Source organism: Shinella sp. BE166 (genome assembly GCF_051201095.1).
Lineage (GTDB): Bacteria > Pseudomonadota > Alphaproteobacteria > Rhizobiales > Rhizobiaceae > Shinella > Shinella lacus.
Map to the genome: position 1 here is coordinate 455,378 of NZ_JBPEHL010000003.1, position 23,598 is coordinate 478,975.

At 65.6% G+C, this 23,598-nt stretch carries 23 protein-coding genes; 4 read left to right on the forward strand and 19 right to left on the reverse strand.

Annotation, left to right across the window (positions count from 1 at the left end; all coding sequences use genetic code 11):
* The 4 genes from J2Y63_RS09490 to J2Y63_RS09505 form a co-directional block, all read right to left on the reverse strand.
* Positions 1-888 (reverse strand): ABC transporter permease, encoded by an 888-nt coding sequence (locus J2Y63_RS09490; RefSeq protein ID WP_435265867.1) that lies wholly within the window; start codon positions 886-888, stop codon positions 1-3.
* Positions 885-1,838, reverse strand: a complete 954-nt coding sequence (locus J2Y63_RS09495; RefSeq protein WP_435265868.1) for an ABC transporter permease — start codon at positions 1,836-1,838, stop codon at positions 885-887. The genes J2Y63_RS09490 and J2Y63_RS09495 overlap by 4 nt, the downstream gene beginning before the upstream one ends.
* Complete coding sequence (locus J2Y63_RS09500) at positions 1,835-2,500, reverse strand: dimethylsulfonioproprionate lyase family protein (protein WP_435265869.1); 666 nt, start codon at positions 2,498-2,500, stop codon at positions 1,835-1,837. Before J2Y63_RS09500 ends, J2Y63_RS09495 begins: the two co-directional genes overlap by 4 nt.
* A 71-nt stretch (positions 2,501-2,571) precedes the next feature.
* Positions 2,572-4,095 carry an ABC transporter substrate-binding protein gene (locus tag J2Y63_RS09505; RefSeq protein ID WP_435265870.1) on the reverse strand — a complete coding sequence of 508 codons (1,524 nt, stop codon included), beginning with the start codon at positions 4,093-4,095 and terminating at the stop codon, positions 2,572-2,574.
* Positions 4,096-4,204: 109 nt separating this feature from the next.
* Between J2Y63_RS09505 and J2Y63_RS09510 the strand changes: the two genes are divergently transcribed.
* On the forward strand, positions 4,205-5,083 hold the full coding sequence (locus J2Y63_RS09510) for a LysR substrate-binding domain-containing protein (protein WP_435265871.1): 879 nt from the start codon (positions 4,205-4,207) through the stop codon (positions 5,081-5,083).
* Between the two features lie 8 nt (positions 5,084-5,091).
* Here J2Y63_RS09510 and J2Y63_RS09515 read toward each other — a convergent pair whose 3' ends face one another.
* The 9 genes from J2Y63_RS09515 to J2Y63_RS09555 form a co-directional block, all read right to left on the reverse strand.
* Positions 5,092-5,895, reverse strand: a complete 804-nt coding sequence (locus J2Y63_RS09515; protein ID WP_435265872.1) for an alpha/beta fold hydrolase — start codon at positions 5,893-5,895, stop codon at positions 5,092-5,094.
* 109 nt (positions 5,896-6,004) lie between these two features.
* Positions 6,005-6,331, reverse strand: coding sequence for a DUF1236 domain-containing protein (locus tag J2Y63_RS09520; RefSeq protein ID WP_435265873.1), 327 nt, complete (start codon positions 6,329-6,331; stop codon positions 6,005-6,007).
* 175 nt (positions 6,332-6,506) lie between these two features.
* The gene (locus J2Y63_RS09525) at positions 6,507-6,728 is read right to left on the reverse strand and encodes a hypothetical protein (protein WP_435265874.1); all 222 of its coding nucleotides are present in this window, start codon (positions 6,726-6,728) and stop codon (positions 6,507-6,509) included.
* An 86-nt stretch (positions 6,729-6,814) separates the two neighbouring features.
* Positions 6,815-8,056: a hypothetical protein gene (locus J2Y63_RS09530; protein WP_435265875.1), complete on the reverse strand. Its 1,242-nt coding sequence runs from the start codon at positions 8,054-8,056 to the stop codon at positions 6,815-6,817.
* A gap of 42 nt (positions 8,057-8,098) precedes the next feature.
* The gene (locus J2Y63_RS09535) at positions 8,099-8,764 is read right to left on the reverse strand and encodes a hypothetical protein (RefSeq protein ID WP_435265876.1); all 666 of its coding nucleotides are present in this window, start codon (positions 8,762-8,764) and stop codon (positions 8,099-8,101) included.
* Between the two features lie 36 nt (positions 8,765-8,800).
* Positions 8,801-9,883, reverse strand: coding sequence for a bifunctional DNA-binding transcriptional regulator/O6-methylguanine-DNA methyltransferase Ada (gene ada / locus J2Y63_RS09540; protein WP_435265877.1), 1,083 nt, complete (start codon positions 9,881-9,883; stop codon positions 8,801-8,803).
* A gap of 100 nt (positions 9,884-9,983) precedes the next feature.
* Positions 9,984-11,387 carry a dihydrolipoyl dehydrogenase gene (lpdA, locus tag J2Y63_RS09545; protein WP_435265878.1) on the reverse strand — a complete coding sequence of 468 codons (1,404 nt, stop codon included), beginning with the start codon at positions 11,385-11,387 and terminating at the stop codon, positions 9,984-9,986.
* Positions 11,384-12,586: a dihydrolipoamide acetyltransferase family protein gene (locus tag J2Y63_RS09550; protein ID WP_435265879.1), complete on the reverse strand. Its 1,203-nt coding sequence runs from the start codon at positions 12,584-12,586 to the stop codon at positions 11,384-11,386. Before J2Y63_RS09550 ends, lpdA begins: the two co-directional genes overlap by 4 nt.
* Before the next feature lie 2 nt (positions 12,587-12,588).
* Positions 12,589-14,667, reverse strand: a complete 2,079-nt coding sequence (locus J2Y63_RS09555) for an alpha-ketoacid dehydrogenase subunit alpha/beta (protein WP_435265880.1) — start codon at positions 14,665-14,667, stop codon at positions 12,589-12,591.
* Positions 14,668-14,787: 120 nt separating this feature from the next.
* Here J2Y63_RS09555 and J2Y63_RS09560 point away from each other — a divergent pair, with 120 nt between their 5' ends.
* Positions 14,788-15,255: an Lrp/AsnC family transcriptional regulator gene (locus J2Y63_RS09560; RefSeq protein ID WP_256116258.1), complete on the forward strand. Its 468-nt coding sequence runs from the start codon at positions 14,788-14,790 to the stop codon at positions 15,253-15,255.
* Between the two features lie 5 nt (positions 15,256-15,260).
* Here J2Y63_RS09560 and J2Y63_RS09565 read toward each other — a convergent pair whose 3' ends face one another.
* On the reverse strand, positions 15,261-16,166 hold the full coding sequence (locus J2Y63_RS09565; protein ID WP_435265881.1) for a DMT family transporter: 906 nt from the start codon (positions 16,164-16,166) through the stop codon (positions 15,261-15,263).
* 151 nt (positions 16,167-16,317) lie between these two features.
* Here J2Y63_RS09565 and J2Y63_RS09570 point away from each other — a divergent pair, with 151 nt between their 5' ends.
* Positions 16,318-18,102 carry an IlvD/Edd family dehydratase gene (locus J2Y63_RS09570; protein WP_435265882.1) on the forward strand — a complete coding sequence of 595 codons (1,785 nt, stop codon included), beginning with the start codon at positions 16,318-16,320 and terminating at the stop codon, positions 18,100-18,102.
* A gap of 75 nt (positions 18,103-18,177) precedes the next feature.
* Positions 18,178-18,447 carry a hypothetical protein gene (locus J2Y63_RS09575; RefSeq protein WP_435265883.1) on the forward strand — a complete coding sequence of 90 codons (270 nt, stop codon included), beginning with the start codon at positions 18,178-18,180 and terminating at the stop codon, positions 18,445-18,447.
* On the opposite strand, the gene J2Y63_RS09580 is transcribed toward J2Y63_RS09575, so the two are convergent.
* From J2Y63_RS09580 to J2Y63_RS09600, 5 genes are all read right to left on the reverse strand, one after another.
* Positions 18,415-19,293 carry a DMT family transporter gene (locus tag J2Y63_RS09580; RefSeq protein WP_435265884.1) on the reverse strand — a complete coding sequence of 293 codons (879 nt, stop codon included), beginning with the start codon at positions 19,291-19,293 and terminating at the stop codon, positions 18,415-18,417. The genes J2Y63_RS09575 and J2Y63_RS09580 overlap by 33 nt on opposite strands.
* Positions 19,294-19,551: 258 nt before the next feature.
* The gene (locus J2Y63_RS09585) at positions 19,552-20,985 is read right to left on the reverse strand and encodes an aldehyde dehydrogenase family protein (protein ID WP_435265885.1); all 1,434 of its coding nucleotides are present in this window, start codon (positions 20,983-20,985) and stop codon (positions 19,552-19,554) included.
* A gap of 12 nt (positions 20,986-20,997) precedes the next feature.
* Positions 20,998-21,726 carry an MBL fold metallo-hydrolase gene (locus J2Y63_RS09590; protein ID WP_435265886.1) on the reverse strand — a complete coding sequence of 243 codons (729 nt, stop codon included), beginning with the start codon at positions 21,724-21,726 and terminating at the stop codon, positions 20,998-21,000.
* Positions 21,727-22,818, reverse strand: a complete 1,092-nt coding sequence (locus J2Y63_RS09595; protein WP_435265887.1) for an ABC transporter ATP-binding protein — start codon at positions 22,816-22,818, stop codon at positions 21,727-21,729.
* Positions 22,815-23,597 carry an ABC transporter permease gene (locus J2Y63_RS09600; protein ID WP_435265888.1) on the reverse strand — a complete coding sequence of 261 codons (783 nt, stop codon included), beginning with the start codon at positions 23,595-23,597 and terminating at the stop codon, positions 22,815-22,817. The genes J2Y63_RS09595 and J2Y63_RS09600 overlap by 4 nt, the downstream gene beginning before the upstream one ends.
* Between the last annotated feature and the right edge of the window lies 1 nt (position 23,598).

The window sequence follows — 23,598 nt, forward strand, 5'->3', positions numbered from 1 at the left end:
TTACGCTCCCGCGACGGCCCGCTGGCCAAGCATGCGCGACAGGCCATCGGTGAACAGGTTGAAGCCGATGACGAGGGAGGCGAGGCCGAGGCCCGGGCCGAACACCGTCACCGGCGAGGCGATCAGCAGGTTGCGGTTCTCGCTGATCATCAGGCCCCATTCCGGCGTCGGCGGGCGAATGCCGAAACCGAGGAAGCCGAGCGCGCCGATGAGGATGGGCGCATAGCTGAGGCGCAGCGAGAACTCGACCAGCAGCACATTGGCGGCATTCGGCAGGATTTCGCGCCAGACGATGGACCAGGTGCCTTCGCCGCGCAGTTCCGCCACGGCGACATATTCGCGCGTCGCGATTTCCATGGCGGCGGCGCGCGCGATGCGGGCGATGCGCGGCGCATAGACGAGGCCGACGACGAAGACGATCAGCACCGGCTCGCCGGCAAGCGCCGGGCCGGCGGCGATGATCATGACCAGGGCAAGCGCCAGGAAGGGAATGCTGATCATCGCCTCGACGATGCGCTGGGTAACCTCGTCGAACCAGCCGCCGACATAGCCCGACAGGAGACCGAGCGCGGTGCCTGCGACCATGCCGAGAATGGTGCCGGCAAAGGCGAGCAGCAGCACGATATGCGCGCCATGCATGAAGCGGCTGAAAACGTCGCGGCCGATCTGGTCGAGGCCCATCGGGTGTTGCCACGAGGCGCCGGAGAGCGGCAGGCCTGCGCCCATTTCGGCGAAGCCGTAGGGCGTCCAGAAGACGCCGACGATGGCGAAGAGCGCGTGGGCGAGAAGGATGACCGCACCGACCTTGAAGGGACCGGGCGTGGCGTGCCAGCGGGCGGCATCGAAACGGGGAAGCCGCTTGGCGGGGGGAGAGGTGATCGTGCTCATCGGCTTGCCCTCAGGCGCGGTTGCAACAGGATGGCGAGGACGTCCGCCACGAGGTTGGCGACGACATAGACGGCGGCGCTGATCATCACGGTCGCCTTGATCAGCGGGATATCGCGCAGTTGCAGCGCGTCGATCAGCAGCGTGCCGAAGCCCGGATAGGAAAACACCCGCTCGACGATGACGACGCCGCCGATCAGGAAGCCGAGGTTCAGTGCCGTGACGTTGAGCGCTGGCACGATGGCGTTCGGCAAAGCATGGCGGAAGAGCACGGCGCGGGGGCGCAGGCCCTTGAGTTCCGCAAGGCGCACATAGTCCGATCGCAGCACCTCGATCAGGCTGTCGCGCAACACGCGGATGGCATAGACCGCCATCATGATGGCGAGTGTCACGGCGGGCAGCACCATGGCGCGCAGCGTCTCCTGCCAGGTGCTGGCCTCCGAGATCGTCGCCAGCGCCGGCAGGATCGGCACGGCGACGGCAAACAGGAAGAGCAGCATCGTCGCCAGCAGAAAGTCCGGCAACGAAAGCAGGATAAGCGTGATGACAGAGATGACGTTGTCGACGGCCTTGCCGCGGTTCGTCGCCTGGATGGTGGCCGGAACCAATGCCAGCACGAGATAGATCACGAAGGCGAAGAGCGAGAGCAGCAGCGTGTTGACGATGCGGGGGCCGAGCACGTCGGCGATCGGCCGGCCGGTGGCGATCGACGCGCCGAGATCGCCGCGAAGGAAATCCCCGAGCCAGTGGAAGTAGCGCACCAGCGCCGGCTGGTCGAGATGGAGCTGGCTGCGCAGCACTTCCAGCGCCCTGACGGTCGCGTCGCGGCCGAGGATGCGGGTCGCGACGTCGCCGGGAAGCGCCTCCAGGATCAGGAAGATCAGGACTGAGACCAGAAGCAGGGTCAGCGCGGAGAATAGGATTCTGCTGGCAAGCAGGCGAAAAACGCTCATGTCGCATCCAATCCCACGGAAACGAGGGCGGCGTCCGCCGTCACGGTGTCGGGAATGAAGGCGGCATCGGTCTTGAGGTCGCCCTCCCAGATGTAGAGCAGCACGAGGGGCCGCTCGGCCGAAAGCGTCGCATGGGGCAGCCACGGCGGATGGTGGATGATTTCATCGATCCCGCGCCGGGTCCAGTCCGCCGTGCCCGCCCGCCAGAAGGAGGGGGCAGTGACCGTATAATAGAGCTCGTCGGCGGGGTGGTGATGCAGCGGATAATGCGTCTTCGGCCCCAGGAACATCAGCCCGAAGGCGATATCGGGATCCTCAATCAGCGTCGGCGGGCCGCCTTGCGGGCCGCAGATGACGCCGTAACCGTAATTCGCGCCGAAATCGCTGCTGGGCGGATTGGCGAGGTAGCTGGTGCTGCGGGTAATGTGGATGGCCGGCAGGAGGGCTGCGAGCGCCCGGGCAAGCGGCGTTTCGGTCGCTGCGAGTTCAGCCTCGCAGGCCGCCTGGATCGGCACGCGGGCCGGTGCCACGTCGCGAACGGGCGGCAGGCGCTCGGCAAGGCGGCGGAGCCGGGCGGCGTGCGACCGCGAGACGGGCCGCGCGTCCTGCTCAAGCGCATCGGCAAAACAGATGAGAAAGGTGGTCAGGGCGGAAGTGGTCATGCAGCTATCCTCTTCCACGGGGCGCGGATTGCCCCGTGGATGCGGTGGTCTTGGGTGTGGAAAAAGGGCGGTTACTCGCCGCAGCTCAGGTTCGCATAGTCGATGCGGTTCACGTCGACATTCGGCGTGTAGCCGGTGCAGCCCTTGCGCAGGCCCGCGACGACGGAGGTGAAGACCGGCAGAATCATGCCGCCTTCATCGGCGACGATGCGCTGGGCATCGCGGTAGAGGGCGTTGCGCTGCGTCTCGTCCGCCGTCTGGCCGGCCTTGACGACCAGCGCGTCGAAATCGTCACGCTTCCAGTGCGTCTCGTTCCATTCGGACTTGCTGTTCAGCGACAGCGTCAGGGCTTCGGCCGGCGGGCGGGCGCTGGTGTAGGAGATGACCGCCGGCTTCTTCAACCAGATCGTGTCCCAGTAGCCTTCGGCCGGCGAAGTGATGACGTTGACGCGGATGCCGGCGGGAGCGGCCATCTGGGCATAGACCTGGGCAAGCAGCATCATGCCGGGATAGGAATCCGAGGTGTAGAGATCGAAGTCGATGCCATCCGCGTGACCGGCCTCTGCCAGCAGCGCCGCGGCCTTCTCGATATCCGCCGTCTGGGCCGGCGTGCCGAGGCCGAGCGGCGAGGAGAGCGGGATCGGCGTATCGCCGCCGACCTCGCCATAACCGAGCAGCACGGTGTCGACGATCTTCTGCCGATCCATCACCAGCTTCATCGCCTGGCGCACCCTGACGTCGTCGAAGGGCGGCGTATCCGTCCACACCGCGAGATAGAGCGAAGTCGCCCCGGGCGTGGCGGCAAGCTCGACGGCGGGATTGTCCTTCAGCGTGATGAGGCTCGCCGGATCGACCGTCAGCGACAAGTCGACCGTGCCCGACAACAGCGCGGAAAGGCGGGAGGTCGGCTCCAGGCTGGTGGTGATCTCCAGGCAATCGGCCTTCGGCAGGCCGGCGCGCCAATAGGCCGGGTTGCGCGCCATCACGCGCACGGCGCCGTTGATGGTGAAGGTCTGCTGGACGAACGGGCCGGTGCCGTTGCCCTTGACGCGCAGCTCCTCGGCCTTGACACCCTCGGGCACCATCAGCGCATATTTGGTGGCGATCAGCATAGGCAGCTCGACGACGGGCTGCTTCACCTTGAAGCGCACCGTATGGTCGTCGACGGCGGTGATGCCGTCTGCATCGAGGAAGGCGAGGGTGGAAAAACCACCCGGCGAGATCGCCGGATCGAGCAGGCGGCGATAGGAGTAGACGACGTCCTTTGCATCGAAATCCGAGCCGTCGTGAAACTTCACGCCCTTGCGCAGATGAAAGGTCCATTCCGTCGCGTCGGCATTGGCTTCCCAGGATTCTGCCAGCACCGGCATCGGCTGCATCGTGTTGCTGCGGTCGACGAGCGGCTCGTAGACCGCGCGGATGTGGTAGACGCTGTCGGTGCCAATCAGTGCGGCCGGGTCCATCGTCTGCTTTTCGCCATCGGATTCGTAGCCGAGCACGCGTACGCAGCCTTGCTGGGCGAAGGCGGCCGTCGAAAGCGCGCAGCCGGCCATGGCCACGGCGAGCGCCGTGGTTCTCAGAAGATCTCGTTTCATTTCGGTTCCCCGTTTTCGGATTATGGCGGGAGTATGAAAACGGGGCGCCCGGCTTGCAAACGATTAGAATTAACGTCTACATGAGTAAAATTCATGTGGGTTGCGAAAAATGGTCCGGCGAATCCTGCCGCCCCTGACGACGCTGAGGGCCTTCGAGGCGGCGGCCCGGCTCTTGAGCTTCAAGGCGGCCGCCGAGGAGTTGCGCGTCACACAATCCGCCATCAGCCATCAGGTCGCCTCGCTGGAGCGCAATCTCGGCACGCCGCTCTTCCTTCGGCTGCCCGGCCGCGTCGAACTCAGCGAGGCGGGCGCGATCTACTTTCCCGTCGTGCAGGACGCGCTCGACCGGATCGCTCTCACCACGGACCTCATCCGCCAGACCAACACGCCGGCCGCGCTGACGGTGCAGGTCTATGTCACCGTCGCCGTGCGCTGGCTGATCCCGCGGTTGCAAACCTTCAAGGAAGCCTCGCCCGAAGTCGCCGTCAGCCTCGATGCGAGCCTGCTCGACTGGGAGTTCAACCCCGACCGCGCCGATATCGGCTTCATCTACACCCGCACGCCCAACCGGCCGAACCTGACCTATACGCTTCTGCGCCGCGAGCGGCTCGTCGGCGTCTGTTCGCCCGCCATCGCCAAGGCGGTCAAAGCGCCGGAGGACCTGCGGCATTTCTCGTTCCTGGCCGTCAGCGGCACGACCGAGGATGCCGCGACCTGGGCGGCGAGCGTCGGTGCTGCCGGCCACTCGCAAAAATCCTCGCCGCTCTTCGACAGTAACCTGCTCGCCATCGAGGCGGCGATCAACGGGCAGGGGCTCGTCGTCGTGCCGGCCTTCCTGGTGGAAGGCGATATCGCCAGCGGCGCGCTCGTCACCCCGCTCGCCTCCGACGTCATGCAGCCCGGCGGCTGGTATCTCGTCCATCTGGAGCGGCGCGGCAACGAAAAGGCGATGCGCAAATTCGTGCAATGGCTCCAGACCCAGGTGTAAGGCAAACCTCACTCGAACCGGTCGAGAAACCCGAGGACCGCGCGGTTGAAAAGTTCCGGCCGCTGCAAGGGCGCGAAATGGCTGACACCGGGCAGAACCACCAGCTCGGCACCGGGAATGGTGCGCGCCAGATACTCCGCATGATCCCGCCGGATGAATTCGTCGTTCTCGCCGATCACCACGGAGACCGGCACTTTGATGCCGGCGAGCTGCTCGCTGCTGTAGTTCGGCTCGCTTTCCATCATACGCGATACGTCGGCCACGAATGTCTCGAAATCGCCCGGCGTCGCGGAGAGCGCCTGATAATCCTGCCGGTGGCGGCTGAAGCAGCGGTCGATCAACGGCGTCGGCTTGAAGGGTAGCGCGCCGCTCGGGTCCATGTTGCAGGCGAAGAAGAACACGCCGGAGACGCGCTGCGGGTGCTTGTCGGCAAGGATGAGCGCCGTGCAGGCGCCATCGCTCCACCCGACGAGGCTCGCCTTTTCGATAGCGAGATGATCCATCACCGCCAGCACATCGCCCGCCATACGATCATAGCCGAACGGCCCAGCATCGTGCGTGCTGCGGCCATGGCCACGGCTGTCGATCACGACGGCCATGCGACCGGACCGCACGATAGCCAGCACTTGGTTGCCCCAGTTTCCGGCATTGCCCAATCCGCCATGCAGCAGGATGACGGCCGAGCCGGCGCCGTGGACCGCGTACCAGATCCTGGCGCCGTCATTCGCGACAAAACCTTCTGCGATGGAGGCCGGGAGCGGCGGCGCGCCATCCCTCTCGAACATCACCAGCTCGTCATCCGTCCCCTGCATGGGCGCCTCCCTTGTCCTTCAAGGCAAGGACGATCGCATGGACGGCTTTCCGACAGCTTGTGAGAAAATACGAAGAAAAAGCCCGGCGGATACCGCCGGGCTTTGCCAATTATTCGAGCACCTGGATGACGGTGCGCGTCTGCGGGTCCACGATCACCCGCTGTTCGTTGACGACAGTATAGCCATAGTCGGAATGGCCGTCGACGCTGTGGATTTCCACGGTGTCGGGCATCACCCGGCCGATCAGGACGTCGCCTTCATAGGCGGCGGAGGGAACCTGCTGTTCCAGTACGTAGGTGCGAACTTCACCCGGCACGACGACCGTCGATTCCGTGGTCACCGGGTCGGTCTGCTGGATGATGACGGTATCCTGCGCATAGGCCGTTGCCGACAGGGTCAGAAGCGCCGCCGTGGCAAGAATGAGTTTCGTCTGCATCGTCGTTCTCCTCTTTTGGATGCGGAAGAAACGACAATGTCCGGCTACGGTTCCCCGTAACCGTCATCTCCGTCGAAACCGATGCTCCAGAAACGTGCGATGGGAGGGTTGTAAAACCCTCTCATCGCCTCGGCGTCTGTCGATCCTGACCGGACGTTCGCCGATCGCGCCGGTCCTAGTGACCGTCGAAATGGCCGGCCGAAAGAGCCGGCGCCTGCGCGACCTTCACGGCGAAATTGATGCTGTTGATAACGGGCGCACCCGTCGAGCGGATTGCATTCGCCTTCAACAGGGCGTCCTGGCCGAGCGCTTCGATGGGCTCGACGGTCTTCGCATCGAGGTCGATCATGTAGAGAGCCGCATCGCCTTCCACGCCGATCACAACGGTATTTGCCATATTGCTTTCCTTTCTCTCGGGTTGCCGAAGCTTTTCGCGGGATCGCGAAAAGGCTCCATCTCTTTGTTTTCTCGCACGTCCAAGTGCTAGAAACCTGCTTTCTTCAGGCCGGTCCGGTACATGTCCTTCTGCCACCGCTCCTTGATCGGGATGGCGGCGAGCCATGTTTCCAGGTCGAAATCCGGATTGAGCTGAAGCACGCGCCGACGCTCGGCGGCGGCCTCCTGCACATTGTCGAGCATGCCCCAGGCGGCAGCGGCAAGGCGCGCGGCAGGGGCGGAAACCTTCATGCGCTGGACGAAGTCGATCGCCTCCTCGTATCGTTCGAGGAAGAAGCAGGCGCCGGCCGCACTCCAGAGGTAGGTGTCCGGCGGGATGAAGTTGAGCGCGAGCGCCCGCTCGATGGTCGCCAGCCCCTCCAGCGGGCGGGAGGCGTGCACGAGGGAGTCCGCGAGACTGTAAATGGCATCCGCATAGTGCGGGCCGAGGCTGACAGAGGTCGAAAGCGCCTCGACGCTCTCCTCCACCCCGCCCTGGTACAGACGCGCGACGCCACGCTCGCGATGGCCAAGCGGCGAAAGCGGGTTCTGTCGGATGGCCTCGCATGCCGCATTTTCCGCCGCCTGCAACAGCGCCTGGTCGTCCCGCCCGCGCAACAGCCATTCCATGGTGAATGTGCGCGACAGCCCGCTCAGCGCCGGGGCGAAATCCTTGTGCTCCTCCAGCGCCTGCAAAAAGGCCTCGCGCGCCCAGAGGCTGTCGGCGAGCGTCACGGCCTTCAGCCGATCCAGGCCCCGGAGATAGAGGTGGTAGGCGCGGGCGTTTCGCACATAATCGGCGTAGAACACCTCGTTGCGCTCAAGCTCCTGCGCGAGCTGCACCGTGACCGCCCGCGCGATTTCCCGGCGCTGATCCGGCAGGACGGCGACGTGCAGCGCATACCGCGCCGCCCAGATCATCGTGTCGGAGGGCAGGAAGACGAGTTGAAGCAGCAGGCCTTCCGGCGTGCTGCGCGCGTCGAGGATATATTGGACCTTGTTGCGCTCCAGATGGTCGAGCCAGTCGGGCTCGTTGCGCAGGCAGCTCGCGGTATGGGGCGCGACGACGGAAACGGTGCGCATGGCGCACAATCCCATGGTGATGTCGTCGATCAGCGCACGGGCGAGCGCGACCTCGGCGGCCTTCGCCTTGCGGGTCAGTGGTGGGAGGAGGGCGATGCGCGGGTTCGGCAGGAACTGGTTGGGTGCGTCAAGCGGCGCGCCGGCAAAGGGCGCAAGGCCCGTCGAGCGGGCGGCGGAATGCTCGGGACCAAGCGGGTAAGCCGGCATGCGACACGGCCCTTTGTCACGATAGGTGAAGTTGAATTAGAACTATGCTTCAACTTCCGGCAATCCGCAATCCACGATGGCAGCCGGCCCGCAATTTTCCAACGTCGGATGGAAGACGGGCCGGTAGCCAGCCCTGAGCGCCCCCACGGTGGAGGGTGGCGTCAGCAGCCCGTCGGCGCTGTCGAGGCGCTGCGGCGCGGCATATCCCTCCACCGTCCAGCGATAGGCAAGGCCGCCCCGAAGCGTAAACGCCTCCGTCCCGTGCGCGACGACCGCGCCATCGGGAAGTGCCGCCAAAGGCCCGGCGATCGGATGCATGCGCTTGCGGCGGCGGGCGACGCGCTCAGCATGGAGCACGACGTCCATCACGCCGGCCTGGGGCGGCGCTTCGCCCCGCGCGGCGGCCCAAGAGGCCCGAAATCCCTCCGCCGCCTCCCGCCGGCAGAAGAAGCAGGGGCGATGGCCGGCGGCGAGGGCAACGGCCTCATCAAGGAAGAACAGTTCGGTCCAGCTCCGCCCGCCCATCACCGCGCGGCGGCGGCCTTGATATTCGCAGACGCAGATCAGCCAGGCCTTGCTCGACCAGCGCTTGGTGAGAAGGGTTTTGGTCGCCGGATCGTGGATGATGCCGCGATTGCCGGTGAACAGGCCGTGTTGCGGAAGGGCGACGATCTCGCCGAAGGGCGTGACACGGTTTTGCAGGGGCATGGCGTTTTCCTGGCTCACACGACCACCACCATAACCTCAAATCGACCGCGCTGCCTCCCGCTCCAGCAGCGCCCGCTTGCGCTCGATACCCCAGGCATAACCGGAGAGCGCGCCGTCGGTGCGCACCACGCGATGGCAGGGAATGGCGATGGCAAGCGCATTCGCCGCGCAGGCGCCCGCCACCGCGCGCACCGCCGTCGGCGACCCGATGCGCCGCGCGATCTCGGAATAGGAGGTTCGCGCGCCCGCCGGAATTTCCTGCAGCGCCTGCCAGACGCGGCGCTGGAATGCCGTGCCGCGCACATCGAGCGGCAGTTCCAGCCCGATGCCGGGATTTTCCACGAAGCCGACAACGCGGGCGACCAGCGCTTCATAGTCCTTGTCGGCACCGACGAGGCGGGCTTTCGGAAAACGATCCTGAAGATCGCGGACCAGTGCATCCGGGTCGTCGCCGAGCAGGATGGAGGCGACGCCCTTCGTGCTGGAGGCGACGAGGATCGCGCCGAGCGACGTCTGGCCGACGGCAAAGCGGATCGCCTCATCGGCACCGCCCGCGCGATATTGCGTCGGCGTCATGCCGAGCATGCCGGTCGATTTCTCGTAAAACCGCCCGCTGGAATTGAAACCGGCATCGTAGATCGCCGCGGTGACGCTGTTGCCGGTTTCGAGGCCTTCGCGAACCTTCTTCGCCCGGTCGGCGGCGGCATAGGCCTTGGGCGTCAATCCGGTCGCGGCCTTGAACACCCGGTGAAAATAGCCGGCGCTACGGCCGACCGCCTCCGCCAGCGCCTCCAAGGCCGGCTCCTCCTCGCTGTCTTCGATGATCCGGCAAGCGCGCGCGACGAGCGCCGCATTCTCGCTTTCAAGCGACGGCCCTTCGGGATTGCAGCGCTGGCACGGCCGGAAGCCGGTCGCCCGCGCGCTTTCCAGCGTGTCGTGCAGCATGACGTTGCGTGGATTGGCCCTGCGGGACGGGCAGGAGGGGCGGCAATAGACGCCGGTCGTCGCCACCGAATACCACAGTCGCCCATCGGCCTCCTTGTCGCGGGCGACGATGCGCGCCCAGCGCGGGTCGTCCGCCACGGGTGACAGGGGTTGTGTGGATGCAAATCGGGTCATCGTCTTCGCCTTCCTGAAGGGATCGCGGCCACCATGCCCCCAAGCTGCGGCTTTCACACTCCGATCCTTGCTTTCAAATCCGATGGAAGGCCACCCGATTTCAGATGTGGATGGCGGCACCGGTAAAGGCGAGGGCGGCTTCCTTGATGGCCTCGCTGTGCGTCGGGTGCGCGTGGCAGGTATAGGCAATGTCCTCTGCCGTAGCGCCGAACTCCATCGCCTGCGCGATCTGCACGATCATCGTGCCGGCCACCGCGCCGATGAGATGGGCGCCGACCAGGATGCCGGTCTTCTCCTCGGCCAGCAGCTTCACGAAACCCTCGGTATTGCCGTTTGCCTTGGCGCGGCTGTTGGCGAGCATCGGGAAGGTCGAGGCGCGGTAGGCGATGCCCTCGGCCTTCAGCGCCTGTTCGGTCTTGCCGACGGCGGCAACTTCCGGATCGGTATAGACCACGGCCGGGATGATGGCGTGGTTGACGATGCCGGGCTTGCCGGCGAGCCGTTCGGCAACCGCAATGCCCTCGTCCTCCGCACGGTGCGCCAACATGGGGCCACGCGTCACGTCGCCGATTGCGTGGATGCCCTCGACGCCCGTCCAGCCGCGATGATCGACCGGCACGAAGCCGCCGTCATCGGGGGTGATGCCGACCGTTTCCAGACCGAGATCGCTAGTATTCGGCTTGCGGCCGGTGGCGAGGAGCACGACATCCGCCGTCAGCTCCGACGTGCCGCCATCGGCGGCGCGGAGGGTGAGGGTCGCGCCGCCGCTTCCGGTCTCGACGCCGGTGACGGCGGTCGAGGCGAGGATCGTCATGCCCTGGCGGGTGAGGAGCTTCGTCATCGCCGTGCGGATATCCTCATCCATGCCGGGAAGGATGCGCTCGGCATATTCGACGACCGTCACCCTGGCGCCGAGGCGGCGCCAGACGGAGCCGAGTTCGAGGCCGATGACGCCGCCGCCGATGACGACGAGCCGCTCCGGCACGCGGGAGAGGGACAGCGCGCCGGTCGAATCGACGACGATGCCGGCGGCGTTGTCGACCGTCACGCCGGCAAGTGTTGCAGGCTGCGAGCCGGTGGCGATCACGATGGATTTCGCGCCGACCGTCTTCCCGGCGATCTCCACGCGGCCCGGTCCGGCAAAGCGCGCCCGGCCGGCGAGGCGGGTCACGCCGTTCTTGCGGAACAGGAAGTCGATGCCCTTGGTCAGCGAGGCGACGGTTGCGTCCTTGCGCGCCATCAGTTTGGCGAGATCGACAGAGACCGGGCCAGTCTCGATGCCGAAGTCACCCATGTGGCCGTCACGGGCGGCTTCGAGCAGGTGCGTTGCGTGCAGCAAGGTTTTCGAGGGGATGCAGCCGACATTGAGGCAGGTGCCGCCGAGCGTCTGTCGCTCATCGACGCAGGCCGTCTTCAGGCCGAGCTGGGCGGCGCGGATGGCGCAGGCATAGCCGCCGGGACCGCCGCCGATCACCAGGAGATCATAGTCATGGGAAGCGGTCATTGCGGCCAGCTTTCAAGCGTTTCGACGAAGCGGGTCAGCCAGGTGTTGGTCTGGTGGCCGTCGAGCGAACGGTGGTCGATGGTGAGCGAGACATAGGCCATGGGGCGGATCTGGATCGTGTCCACGCCATCGACCTCCCGTACCACAACCCGCTTTTCCAGCTTGCCGACGCCGAGGATCGCCGATTGCGGCTGGTTGATGATGATGGGCGTGGCGACCAGCGAACCGGAAACGCCATGGTTGGAAATGGTGAAGGTGCCGCCGCGCATATCGGCCGGCGTCAGGGCTTTCGCCCGCGCGCGGGTCGTGAGATCCTGCAAGTGCGCGGCGATGCCGGAGAGCGAGAGGTTTTGCGCCTCGCGGATGACGGGCACGACGAGGCCGTCGTCGCCAAGCGCGGTGCCGATGCCGATGTTCACATCCTCGAAGACCTCCAGGCGATCGTCGAACCAGCGGCTGTTGACCGCCGGCACGGCCTTCATCGCGGCAACGCAAGCAGCGACGATATAGGCCGTGTAGGAGAGCGAGACGCCGGAAGCGGCAAACGAGGCCTTGTTCTTCTCGCGATGGCGCATCACGGCGCTGAAATCGGCCTCGAACACCGCGGTGACATGCGGTGCCGTGGAGACGGACATCTGCATATGCTCGGCGATGGCGAGCCGCATGGGCGAGTGTTTGATCGAGCGGGAGCGCAGGTCGCCGCTCGGCTTTTCCGACTTCGGCGGCGGCGTTCTGGCGGGTTGCGGCGCAGGCGCTACTCTGGCCGCCTCATGCGCGGCGTCCATGTCGGCGCGCGTCACGCGCCCGCCCTTGCCGGAGCCGGTTACCGTTGCCGGGTCGATGCCGTATTCCTCGGCCGCGCGCCGCACCGCCGGAGAATGGTGCACCGCTTCCGACACTGCCGGCGCAGCCTCCTTCGCGGCGGCTGGTGCGGCCGCCACGCGCGCCTCCGTGGAGCCCGTAAACTTGATCCGGCCGAGCACCGCACCGGGCTCCGTCTTTTCGCCGGTCTGCATGAGGATTTCGTGCAGGATGCCGGTGATGGGCGCGGGAATTTCTTGGGTCACCTTATCGGTTTCGAGCTCGACGAGCGGATCGTCAAGCGCCACCGTCTCGCCCACGGCCTTGAGCCAGTTGCGCACGACCGCCTTGGTGCCTTCCTGTTCCTCAGGGGCAAGAACATCAATCAGATCGGCCATACTCAGAACTCCAGCAGCGCGTCAATCTTGGCGCGGATTTTCCCGACCGACGGCACCGCCCAGTCGAGCAGCACGGGATTGTGCGGGCTCGGTATGTCCGGCATGGTGAGCCGCGAGACCGGCGCGTCGAGGTCCATGAAGGCCTCGTCGGCCACCACGGCCGAGATTTCCGCGCCAAAGCCGGCGGTGCCGAGGTCTTCATGAACGATGAGGCAACGCCGGGTGCGGCGCACGGAGGAGAGCACCGCCTCTCTGTCCCAGGGCATCAGCGTGCGCAGGTCGATGACATCGGCCGAAATGCCGTCCGCGGCCTCCTCGCAGCGATGCACCATCGCACCCCAGGTGACGAGCGTGATCCTGTCGCCCCGGCGCGTGAAGCTGGCCTTGCCGAAGGGGAGCGAAAAGTCGTCGCCGGGATAGGGCCGGCGTGCCCAGGCGTGGTCCAGCATGGCGCGGTGTTCGAAGAAGATCACCGGATCGTTGCCGCGCAGGCTGGTGCGCAACAGGCCGACGGCATCCGCCGCATTGGACGGCACCGCGACCTTCCAGCCAGGCTGGTGCACGAAGGCGACCTCGTTCGTCTGGCTGTGCCAGGGGTCGCCGCATTTGAAATAACCGCCCGGCATGCGCAGCACCATCGGGGCCGCAAACCGGTTGTTGGTGCGCCAGCGGATCGTGCCGCAGTCGTTGATCTGCTCGGTGGCGGGCTCGGCATATTTGCGGAACTGGATTTCCGGCACGGGCATCAGGCCGGCAAGCGCCATGCCCACGGCCCGACCGACGATGCCTTCTTCCGAAAGCGAGGTATCGAACACCCGCTCGCTGCCGAACTTCTCCTGAAGCCCCAGCGTCACCGCATGCACGCCGCCCTTCGGGCCGATATCCTCGCCGAACAGCACGACGCGCTCGTTGATCGACAGTTCATGATCCAGCGTGCGGCGGATAGCGGTGACCATGTTGATGCGCTGGCCGTCCGCCAGCACCGTGGCGACCGTCTCCGGCGCCCTATAGCCGTGGCGGATTTGCCCGCCCATCACCTGCACCTCGCCATCGAAGAAGACGTGCCGGGTCACCGTCTCGGGCACCGCCGTCGGGCGGGCCTCGGCGGCGATGCGCGCCGTCTCCGCCGCCTGCCGTGCGTCGTCATCCGCGGCATTCCACTCCGCCTCGCTCAACACAGCGGGCACGATATAGTCCTTCAGGCGCGGCAGCGGATCGCGCGCCCATTCGCTGCGCACCGTCTCCTCGTTCTTGTAGGCCTGGGTATCCTGGAAACTATGGCCTTGCAGGCGCGGCACGGTGAGGCGCAGCAGGACAGGGCCGCGGCTGCGGCGCACATGCTCCACCGCATCGCCGGTGAGGCGCGCGGCAGCCGCGGGATCGGTGCCGTCACCTTCGAAGATCGTCAGGTTCTTCCAGCCGGAAAGGTTGGCGGCGATGTTGCCGCCCGGCGTCTGGATGGTCGAGGGGACCGAAATGCCGTAGCCGTTGTCCTCGATGTAGAAGAGCATCGGCAGGGTCTGGGTGGTGGCGATCGTCAGCGCCGACCAGAAACCGTTCGAGGCGACCGAGCCATCGCCGCCGAGCACCACGGCGATGCTCTCGCGATACTCCGCCTTGCCCAGCACGTCGGCATAATATTTGACCGCCTGCGCCCAGCCGGCCGTCGGCGTATATTGCGCGCCGACGCCGCCGCACATGGGAAGCGCCGACGCGCCATCGAGGTTCGGATAGTTGAAGACGACGCCGATGTCGCGCCCGTCGGAATAGCCGCCGGCACGGCCCATCGCGGAACCCAGCGCATCGGCGGGATCGACGCCGAGCGAAAGCAGAAGCGGGCGCGAGCGATAGTAGCCGCAGGTCGCATCGTGCCGGTCGGTGAGGTGGCTACCGAGCAGGATCTGCGCCATGTCGTGGCCGCGGGCGGAGAACTGGTAGAGCACCTTCTTCTCCGGCACGAGGCGGGTTTCCTCCATCTCGTCGAGCGCGCGCGACAGGTGCATCAGATAGGTGATGCGTTTCCAGTCGACGGTTTCATCCGGCGCGTTTCGGGCGATGGGCTTGAGCGCGGCCTGTGCCATGGTTTCCTCCCGCATGTGCATGGATGGAAAGTGTAGGACGCGGCAGGCGAAAAAGCGTTTCAAACAGCACGGGATTTGCGATACAAATGAAACGTCCGTATCTCATTTCTGGATTTTCCGATGAATTCCATTCAGCTTGACGCCATCGACAGGAGAATCCTGAAGGTGCTGCAGCGGCGCGGCGATATCAGCCATGCGGCGCTTGCCGAGGAGGTCGGTGCCTCCAGCGCCTCCTGCTGGCGGCGAATCAAGGCGCTGGAGGAGGCGGGCGTTCTCGGCCCGACCGTCCGCCTGCTCGATCCGGACCGCATCGGCCGCGGCCTCAACGTCTTCTGCCAGGTGCGCATGAAATCGCACGACCCCATCGCGCGTCGGGATTTCGAGCGCTTCGTGCAGACGCACGAGGAGGTGCTGGAATGTTATTCCATGTCCGGCGAATGGGATTACCTGATCCGCGTCGTCGTGAAGGACGTCCGGGATTACGAGCAGCTTCTCATGCAGGCGATCCTGACCCACGAGGCGGTCGCGAACTCGTCCTCGCATTTCGCGCTGAAGAGCGTGAAATACACGACCGAACTGCCGCTTTGACGGTCTCAGCCGCGGGCGCGGCGTTTCAGCTGCTGCTCGCGGAAGAAGATGAAGAGGCCGGAAGCGACGATGAAGCCGGCGCCGATCAGCATGGCGGGGCGGGGCAGATCACCGAAGAAAATCCACCCGAAAATGACGGCCCAGAGCAGCAGCGTATATTGCAGCGGCACGACGGTCGCGGCATCCGCCAGCTTCAGCGAGCGGTTGACCAGCATATGTGCGCTCATCGCGACGATGCCGAGCAGGCTCAGCAGACCGAGACCAGTGCCGCTGACCGGCGCCCAGCCGGACGGATCGGCGAGACACCAGACACCCGCGAAGATCACCGCCGCCCCCATCTGCCAGAAGACCAACGTCGTATCGGGCGCGGCGCGCAACGACCGGCCGAGCACCATGGCGACGCTGAAGGCAAGGCTGCCGGCAAGCGCGATCAGGGCGGGCAGCGTAAACGTGTCCTTCGACGGCTCCAGCGCAATGACCACGCCGATAAAGCCGATGATGATCGCCGTCCAGCGCCGCCAGCCGACCTTTTCGCGCAGCAGCAGAGGCGACAGCGCCGCCACGTAGATCGGCGCGGCGAGCCAGTAGGTCATGGCATCGGCGAGCGGCATATAAGCGACGGCGAAGTAGAAGGCGGATGCCTCGAACGCATAGAGCGCAGAGCGCAGGAAATGCAGTTTCGGGCGATCGACATCGATAAGCTGCCGCCATCCCGTGCGCCACAGGAAGGGCGTCAGCACCAGCATCGCGGCGGCACTGCGGATCAGCATGAGCTGGCTAACGGAGTAGGTGGCCACCAGCCACTTGCCGAGCACGTCGTTCAGCGAAAACATGGCCATGCCGAGCAGCATCAGCATCACGCCAAGGCGGGCGGTGCCGGAGGCGGGCGAGGAAGCGGTGATATCGGTCATGGCGGAAACTCGGATCTCGGGATGGGAGGGCTGTGACACATTCCACGGGGCCGATCCAGTCAGCAATTTTGATAGCTGCATCAAGCATCTGTTGATCCCGAACGAGAGGGATGGAACAGTGCGGGTGGATATTGTTTACAAGGGTCATTTCATGACGGACGAAAAGACAGGCAAGCGCCGGCTGCGATCGCAGGACTGGTTCGACAACCGCGACCATATCGACATGGCCGCGATCTACCTCGAACGCTTCATGAACTACGGCATCACGCCGGAGGAACTGCGCTCCGGCAAGCCGGTGATCGGCATCGCGCAGAGCGGCAGCGACCTGACGCCGTGCAACCGCCACCACGTCGACCTCGCCAAGCGGGTGCGCGACGGCATCCGCGATGCGGGCGGTATTCCCATCGAATTCCCGACGCATCCGATCTTCGAGAACTGCAAGCGGCCGACCGCGGCGCTCGACCGCAACCTCGCCTATCTCGGCCTCGTCGAGATTCTCTACGGCTATCCGCTCGACGGCGTCGTGCTGACCACCGGCTGCGACAAGACCACGCCGTCTGCGCTGATGGCCGCCTCGACAGTCGATATTCCGGCGATCGTGCTCTCCGGCGGGCCGATGCTCGACGGCTGGCACGAGGGCGACCTCGCCGGCTCCGGCACCGTCATCTGGCGCTCGCGCCGCAAGCTTGCAGCCGGCACGATGGACGAGGAGGAGTTTTTGCAGGCCGCGATGGATTCTGCGCCCTCCATCGGCCATTGCAACACGATGGGCACCGCCTCGACGATGAACGCGCTGGCCGAAGCCCTAGGCATGTCCCTGACGGGCTGCGCCGCCATCCCCGCCGCCTATCGCGAGCGTGGCCAGATGGCCTATCGCACCGGCCGTCGTGCGGTGGAGCTCGTGCTGGAGGACATCCGCCCCTCGCACATCCTCTCGCGCGAAGCCTTCCTCAACGCGATCCGCGTCAACTCGGCGATCGGCGGCTCGACCAATGCGCAGCCGCATCTGATGGCGATGGCGAAACATGCAGGCGTCGAGCTGAAGCCGGAGGACTGGCAGGTGCACGGCTACGACATCCCGCTGCTCGCCGACGTGCAGCCGGCCGGGCGTTTCCTTGGTGAGCGCTTCCACCGGGCAGGCGGCGTGCCGGCGATCATGAACGAACTGCTCGATGCCGGAAAGCTCGATGGAGGCTGTCCCACCGTCACCGGGCGCACTGTTGCGGAGAATCTGGAAGGTCGCACGGCGACCGACCGAGAGGTCATCCGGCCCTATGGCGAGCCGCTGAAAGAACGGGCAGGTTTCCTCGTTCTCAAGGGCAACCTGTTCGATTTCGCCATCATGAAGACCTCGGTGATCTCGCCGGAGTTTCGCGCGCGTTATCTGAGCGAGCTGGGCCGGGAAGGCACGTTCGAGGGCAAGGCCGTCGTCTTCGATGGCTCGGAGGATTACCACAAGCGCATCAACGATCCGGCGCTTGGCATCGATGAGCGCACCATCCTCGTCATCCGTGGTGCCGGGCCGCTCGGCTGGCCGGGCTCGGCGGAGGTCGTCAACATGCAGCCGCCGGATCATCTGCTGAAACGCGGCATCACCAGCCTGCCGACGATCGGCGACGGCCGGCAGTCCGGCACCGCCGACAGCCCGTCGATCCTCAACGCCTCGCCGGAAAGCGCGGCCGGCGGCGGGCTTGCGTGGCTGCGCACCGGCGACATGATCCGCATCGACCTCGAAAACGGGCGGTGCGACATGCTGGTGGAGGCGGCGGAAATCGAGCGCCGCAAGGCCGACGGAATTCCGCCGGTGCCGGCCGATGCAACGCCGTGGCAGCGGCTCTACCGCAAGACGGTGACCCAGCTTTCGGACGGCGCGGTCATCGAGGGGGCCGCCGATTTCCGCGAAATCGCCAAAACGCCGCCGCGGCACAACCACTGATCAGCCCGGCGGAATATTGCGCGGCATCCAGCCGTCTTTTTCGCAGGAGCATGGCCACGTCAACGGAGGTGCAGCATGAAGAACGGCAAGGTATGGGGCTGGGTGATGATCGTCGCCGGCGCCTGGTGGCTGGCCTCCGGCCTGCTGATGAACGATATGGGCGGCCTTGCGAGCCTCGGTTACAATCCCGACGCGCCGTTGAGCTTCGGCCTCGCCCCCGGCCGCTTCCTGTTCGGGATCGCCATCAACGGCCTGATCCTGTTCTCCGGCATAAGGGCGGTCATGCAGGCAAAACAGTCGGAAGGCCAGACTTCAACCCCGCCGGGCGACCAGAATCCCGGCTAGCACGATGACGCCGCCCACCGCCTGCATGATGCCGACGGGTTCGGCAAGCAGGATCCACGCAAGGATGGCGGCGACCACGGGCTGCAGGAGCAGTGTCAGCGACGAAAAGGCCGTCGGCAGATAGGCGAGCGCATAGGTGACGAGACCCTGCCCGCCGACATGGCTGATAAAGGCGAGGCCGACCACCATCGCCCAGCCGAAGAGGGTGATGGGCAACATGCTGCCCTCGAAGAAGAAGGCGATCGGCAACATGCAGACGGCGGCCGAAAACGTCGTCCAGACCATGATGCGCAGGGTCGAGAACCGCGAGCGGACATGGCCGAGCGCCAGCATGTAGCAGGCGTAGAAGATGGCGGCGACGATGGCGGTCGCATCGCCCGCAAGCTGCCCGCCGCCGATTGCCGCCGGTCCGCCCTTCAGCACGATGACGCCGACCAGCGCCAGCGCAAGCCCCGCCAGGAAGACGGGCGTAATGCGCGTGCGGAAGATCAGCCAGGAGCCGAGCGTCACGAAAACCGGCGCCAGATTGGCCAGCAGCGTCGCGTTGGCGACGGAGGTCATGTGCAGCGACAGGTGCCAGGCGACGAGATCGATGGCCAGAAAGATGCCGGGCAGCAGAAGCACGACATAGTCGCGCAGTCCGGCCGGCTCTTCATCCGCTTCCCTGGCGACGCGCGATATCAGGAAGAACGGCAGGAGCGCCAGCGAGACACGCCAGAACGCCGTTGCCAATGGCCCCACTTCCGACAGGCGCACGAAAATCGGCGAGCCGCCGATGGCAGCGCCCCCGATCAGAAGGGCTGCAAGCGCAAGACGGCGATGGGTGGAGACGGCAATCGGGGACAAGGCGGCGGTCCGGGCATCAGGATGCCAGCGAGCTATCAGACTGCACCGGGTTGAACCAGACGGGCGCCGCTAATTTAGCGGAAAACTTTGCATCCATGAAAAAGCGGCGCCCTTTCGAGCGCCGCCTGTGTTTTTCGATAAACCTTGCCCCCCTCCACGTCATCCTCGGCCTTGAGCCGAGGACCCATGCCGCGGTTGAGGCGTGGATGCTCGGGTCAAGCCCGAGCATGACGGAGGAGGGGTTGTCGCCAGGCTGCCTCAAGCCGCATCCGGCCGGTGAACCGTCTTCACCTCCAAAAAGTCCTCAAGGCCGAAGATGCCGCCTTCGCGGCCGTTGCCGGACTGCTTGTAGCCGCCGAAGGGGCTGCCGTAGCGGTGCGGGCCGCCGTTGATGTGTACCATGCCGGCGCGAAGCCGGGCGGCGACGCGCTCGGCGCGGTCCGGATTGCCGGTCTGGAGATAGGCGGCGAGGCCGTAGGCCGTGTCATTGGCGATCGCGATCGCTTCCTCTTCGGTGTCGAAGGGGATGATCGACAGCACCGGGCCGAACACTTCTTCGCGCGCGATGCGCATCTCGTTGTTGACGTCGGCAAAGATCGTCGGCTTGACGAAATAGCCGGTCTCGAAGCCTTCCGGCTTGCCGGGGCCGCCGACCAGCACGCGCGCGCCTTCGGCAACACCCGCCTCGATCAGCGCCTGCACGCGGCCGAACTGGATGTGCGAGACGAGCGGACCGATATGCTCGCCGGCCTCTTCCGGGTTGCCGACCTTGGCTTCCTTGCCGGTGCGTTGGGCGATCTCGACCACTTTGTCATAGACCGAGCGCTCGACGAGCATGCGGGTCGGCGCGTCGCAGGACTGGCCGGAATTGTTGAAGCATTCGCGCACGCTGCCGGCGACGCGGTCTTCGAGGTCCGCATCGGCGAAGACGATGTTCGGCGACTTGCCGCCCAGTTCCAGCGTGACGCGCTTGACCGTCTCGGCCGCATCCTTGCTGACGGCGATGCCGGCGCGGGTGGAGCCCGTGAAGGACATCATGTCGACGTCCTTGTGCTTGGAAAGCGCCGCGCCGCATTCGAGACCGTCGCCATTGACGAGGTTGAACGTGCCCGCCGGGAAGCCGGCCTCATGCACCATTTCCGCATAGAGCAACGCGTTGAGCGGCGTGAATTCGGACGGCTTCAGCACGCAGGTGCTGCCGGTCGCGAGCGCCGGGACGACCTTCAGCGCGATCTGGTTGATCGGCCAGTTCCACGGCGTGATGAGGCCGGCGACGCCGATCGGCTCACGGCGCACGACGTCGCCGTTCGGCAGCACTTCGCGGCCCTTCAGGCGCTTCAGGCCTTCGATGAAGCCCTGCAGGTGGCCGACGCCGACATCCGCCTGCTGCTCGGTGCTCATGGTGATCGGCGCGCCGAGTTCCAGCGTGATGGTGTGCGCCATCTCCTCATAGCGGCGCTTGTAGATGTCGAGCAGCTTTTCGAGCAGCGCGAGGCGCTCTTCCACGCTGGTCTGGCTGTAGGTCGCAAAGGCCTTCTTGGCGGCAGCGACGGCACGGTCGATATCGGCGGCGGTGCCCATGGAGATGACCGCGATCGGCTTTTCCGTTGCCGGGTTGATCACCTGGAGGTCGTTGGGCTTCAGCGGGTCGACCCACTGGCCGTCGATGTAGAATTTGCGCTTGTCGAGCATGTTTTTCTCCCGTCACTTCTGTTTTTCATCAAGCCAGCCCTTGATGAGCTGGCGGTAGCGTTCCCCGCCGAAACTTGGAAAATGGCCGCCATGCACCAGCCGCACGGGCAGGGTCAGGAGCCGTTCCATCGAGGCGATGTAATCCCCCAAGTCGGAATGGTAGGTGTCCTCGATCAGCGGGCCATCGTAGACGATGTCGCCCGAGAAGAGAATTTCTGTCGCCTTTTCGTAGAGCGCAATACCCCCTGGGGAGTGTCCCGGCGTGTGGATGACCTCGAACTGCCGGTCGCCGAGGTCGATGACGTCGCCATCCTCAAGGATGCGCGTCGCGGGCGCCCGCTTCACCGCGTAACATTTCGAGCAATAGGGCTCGGGTGGCAGGGCGTCGAAGATGTCGTCGGTAACGTAAGGGTCGGCGAGCGTGTTTTCCCGCGTCGGATTGGCGAGCAGATCCGCCTCGGCGGAATGCACAGCGCGGCACTCGAACTCGTGGTGGCAGCCGATATGGTCGAAATGGGTGTGGCTCGCCACTGCGATGAGGTCGCGTTCCGTGACGACGGGCACCCATTCGCGCAGCGAAACGACGCCCATGCCGCTATCCACCAGCATGTCGCGGTCGCGCCCGCGTATGTGCCAGATGTTGCAGCGGTAGAATTCCTGGATGTAAGGCTCGGAAATATAGGTGACATCGTCGCCGAGGCGACGAACGCTGTACCAATCCTCCGGGCGGATGCGCTGCATTTACTCTACGACTCCCGCTCCGTCCTGAAGCACGACGATGCTATCCGCCTTTAGCCGAAGGTCAAGCTCGGCGCCGACTTGCGGATTGTCGGTCTGGGGAAGATGGGCTGTCAACGACGTGCCATCGGCCGCGACATGGCAGCGGTGATGCGTGCCGAAGAAGGCGTTGCCGGTGATGCGGCCGCGGCCGAGCGAGACGGTCGGAACATCCGTGCTGCCGCTGCGAAAATGCTCCGGGCGGATGCAGAGCGTGACATCGCGGCCCGCCGTCGGCAGGCCGGACAAGAAGGCGGAGGCGGGCAGGGCGACACGGCCGAGGGCGGTTTCCACTTCCGCCTCGTTTGCCGCCGTGCCGCGCACCTTGGCCGGCAAAAAGTTCGCCTCTCCCATGAAGCCTGCGGAAAACAGCGAGCGCGGCCGCATGTAGATCGAGGCCGGCGTGCCGACATCCTCGATGCGGCCCTTGTTCATGACCACGATGCGGTCGGCGATCGCCATCGCTTCTTCCTGGTCGTGCGTGACATGCACGAAAGTGGTGCCGACGCGCTTCTGGATCGCCTTCAATTCATCCTGCATCTGCCGGCGCAGTTTCAGGTCCAGCGCACCGAGCGGCTCGTCCAACAGCAGCACATCCGGATCGACCGCCAGCGCCCGGGCGAGCGCCACGCGCTGCCGCTGGCCGCCGGAAAGCTCGTGCGGCTTCTTGGCGGAGGAGGCCCTGAGGCCGACGAGATCGAGCAGGGAGAATGCCTTCTCGTAGCGCTCCGCCTTGCCCATGCCGCGCATGCGCAGCCCGAAGCCGACATTGTCGCGCAGGCACATATGCGGGAAGAGGGCGTAGTCCTGGAACATTGTCGTCGTCGGCCGCTTGGCCGGCGAGACATGGGTCATGTCGCGCCCGCCGATCGAAACCGTGCCGGAAGTCGGCTCGATGAAGCCGCCGAGGATGGAGAGCAGGGTCGTCTTGCCGCAGCCCGACGGGCCGAGCAGCACGATGAACTCGCCGGCGGCGATGTCAAGCGACACGTCGTCGAGCGCCCGGAATGCACCGAAGACCTTGGTGGCGTTGCGAATGGAAACGTCGGCGGTCATGAGGCTTTCTTTCTGAAGACGGTGAGTTCCATGACGACGAGGAACGCGACCGAGACGAGGAAGACGACGCTGCCGATGGCGTTTGTCCGGGGGTCGAGGCCGGAGCGCAGCATGCTCCAGATCTCGACGGGCAGCGTCACGTCGAAGCGCGACAGCAGGAAGGCGACGATGAACTCGTCCCAGCTGAAGGTGACGGAGAGGAAGAAGGCGGCGAGGATCGACGGCAGCAGCATGGGTGCTGTGATGAGCAGCATGACCTGCCAGTCCTTCGCGCCGAGATCGCGCGCCGCCCGCTCGATATTCACCTGATGCCCGCCCATCGAGGCATAGATGATGGCGAAGCAGAGCGGCAGGTTGATCACCACATGGCCGATACCGACGGTGACAAGCGAGAGCCTGAGGCCGGTGAGATTCAGCACCGAGAGCAGGCCGAGGCCGATGATCAGCGTGCTCACCGTCATCGGTGCGACGATGAGGCCGCGCAGGAGGCCGGAGGCGGGCAGCGTGTAGCGGGCGAAGGCATAGGCGGCGAGGAAGCCGAGCACGCAGGCGACGGCCGATGAAACGACTGCGACGATCAGCGAATTGCCGAGCGCCGCCATCAGCTTGCCATCGGAAAAGATCGCCTCGTACCAGCGCAGCGTCAGCCCGTTCAGCGGCGGCACCGGCAGCGTGCCGTCCTGGAAGGAGAAGAGCACCAGCACGACGACCGGCAGGAAGATGAAGAGGTAGATGAGGCCGGCATAGAGCGCGGCAAGGGCCGTGGTGAGGTGGCGCATG

Excerpts from the sequence above, each read along its gene's own strand:
- J2Y63_RS09525 (WP_435265874.1), bottom strand. The coding sequence starts at position 6,728 with ATGGCAAATACCGTTGTGATCGGCGTGGAAGGCGATGCGGCTCTCTAC.
- J2Y63_RS09515 (WP_435265872.1), bottom strand. The coding sequence starts at position 5,895 with ATGCAGGGGACGGATGACGAGCTGGTGATGTTCGAGAGGGATGGCGCG.
- J2Y63_RS09550 (WP_435265879.1), bottom strand. The coding sequence starts at position 12,586 with ATGGCCGATCTGATTGATGTTCTTGCCCCTGAGGAACAGGAAGGCACC.
- J2Y63_RS09560 (WP_256116258.1), top strand. The coding sequence starts at position 14,788 with ATGAATTCCATTCAGCTTGACGCCATCGACAGGAGAATCCTGAAGGTG.
- J2Y63_RS09510 (WP_435265871.1), top strand. The coding sequence starts at position 4,205 with ATGGTCCGGCGAATCCTGCCGCCCCTGACGACGCTGAGGGCCTTCGAG.
- J2Y63_RS09500 (WP_435265869.1), bottom strand. The coding sequence starts at position 2,500 with ATGACCACTTCCGCCCTGACCACCTTTCTCATCTGTTTTGCCGATGCG.
- J2Y63_RS09495 (WP_435265868.1), bottom strand. The coding sequence starts at position 1,838 with ATGAGCGTTTTTCGCCTGCTTGCCAGCAGAATCCTATTCTCCGCGCTG.
- J2Y63_RS09565 (WP_435265881.1), bottom strand. The coding sequence starts at position 16,166 with ATGACCGATATCACCGCTTCCTCGCCCGCCTCCGGCACCGCCCGCCTT.
- J2Y63_RS09505 (WP_435265870.1), bottom strand. The coding sequence starts at position 4,095 with ATGAAACGAGATCTTCTGAGAACCACGGCGCTCGCCGTGGCCATGGCC.
- J2Y63_RS09590 (WP_435265886.1), bottom strand. The coding sequence starts at position 21,726 with ATGCAGCGCATCCGCCCGGAGGATTGGTACAGCGTTCGTCGCCTCGGC.
- J2Y63_RS09530 (WP_435265875.1), bottom strand. The coding sequence starts at position 8,056 with ATGCCGGCTTACCCGCTTGGTCCCGAGCATTCCGCCGCCCGCTCGACG.
- J2Y63_RS09570 (WP_435265882.1), top strand. The coding sequence starts at position 16,318 with ATGACGGACGAAAAGACAGGCAAGCGCCGGCTGCGATCGCAGGACTGG.
- ada (WP_435265877.1), bottom strand. The coding sequence starts at position 9,883 with ATGACCCGATTTGCATCCACACAACCCCTGTCACCCGTGGCGGACGAC.
- J2Y63_RS09600 (WP_435265888.1), bottom strand. The coding sequence starts at position 23,597 with ATGCGCCACCTCACCACGGCCCTTGCCGCGCTCTATGCCGGCCTCATC.
- lpdA (WP_435265878.1), bottom strand. The coding sequence starts at position 11,387 with ATGACCGCTTCCCATGACTATGATCTCCTGGTGATCGGCGGCGGTCCC.
- J2Y63_RS09575 (WP_435265883.1), top strand. The coding sequence starts at position 18,178 with ATGAAGAACGGCAAGGTATGGGGCTGGGTGATGATCGTCGCCGGCGCC.
- J2Y63_RS09555 (WP_435265880.1), bottom strand. The coding sequence starts at position 14,667 with ATGGCACAGGCCGCGCTCAAGCCCATCGCCCGAAACGCGCCGGATGAA.
- J2Y63_RS09520 (WP_435265873.1), bottom strand. The coding sequence starts at position 6,331 with ATGCAGACGAAACTCATTCTTGCCACGGCGGCGCTTCTGACCCTGTCG.
- J2Y63_RS09585 (WP_435265885.1), bottom strand. The coding sequence starts at position 20,985 with ATGCTCGACAAGCGCAAATTCTACATCGACGGCCAGTGGGTCGACCCG.
- J2Y63_RS09595 (WP_435265887.1), bottom strand. The coding sequence starts at position 22,818 with ATGACCGCCGACGTTTCCATTCGCAACGCCACCAAGGTCTTCGGTGCA.
- J2Y63_RS09535 (WP_435265876.1), bottom strand. The coding sequence starts at position 8,764 with ATGCCCCTGCAAAACCGTGTCACGCCCTTCGGCGAGATCGTCGCCCTT.
- J2Y63_RS09490 (WP_435265867.1), bottom strand. The coding sequence starts at position 888 with ATGAGCACGATCACCTCTCCCCCCGCCAAGCGGCTTCCCCGTTTCGAT.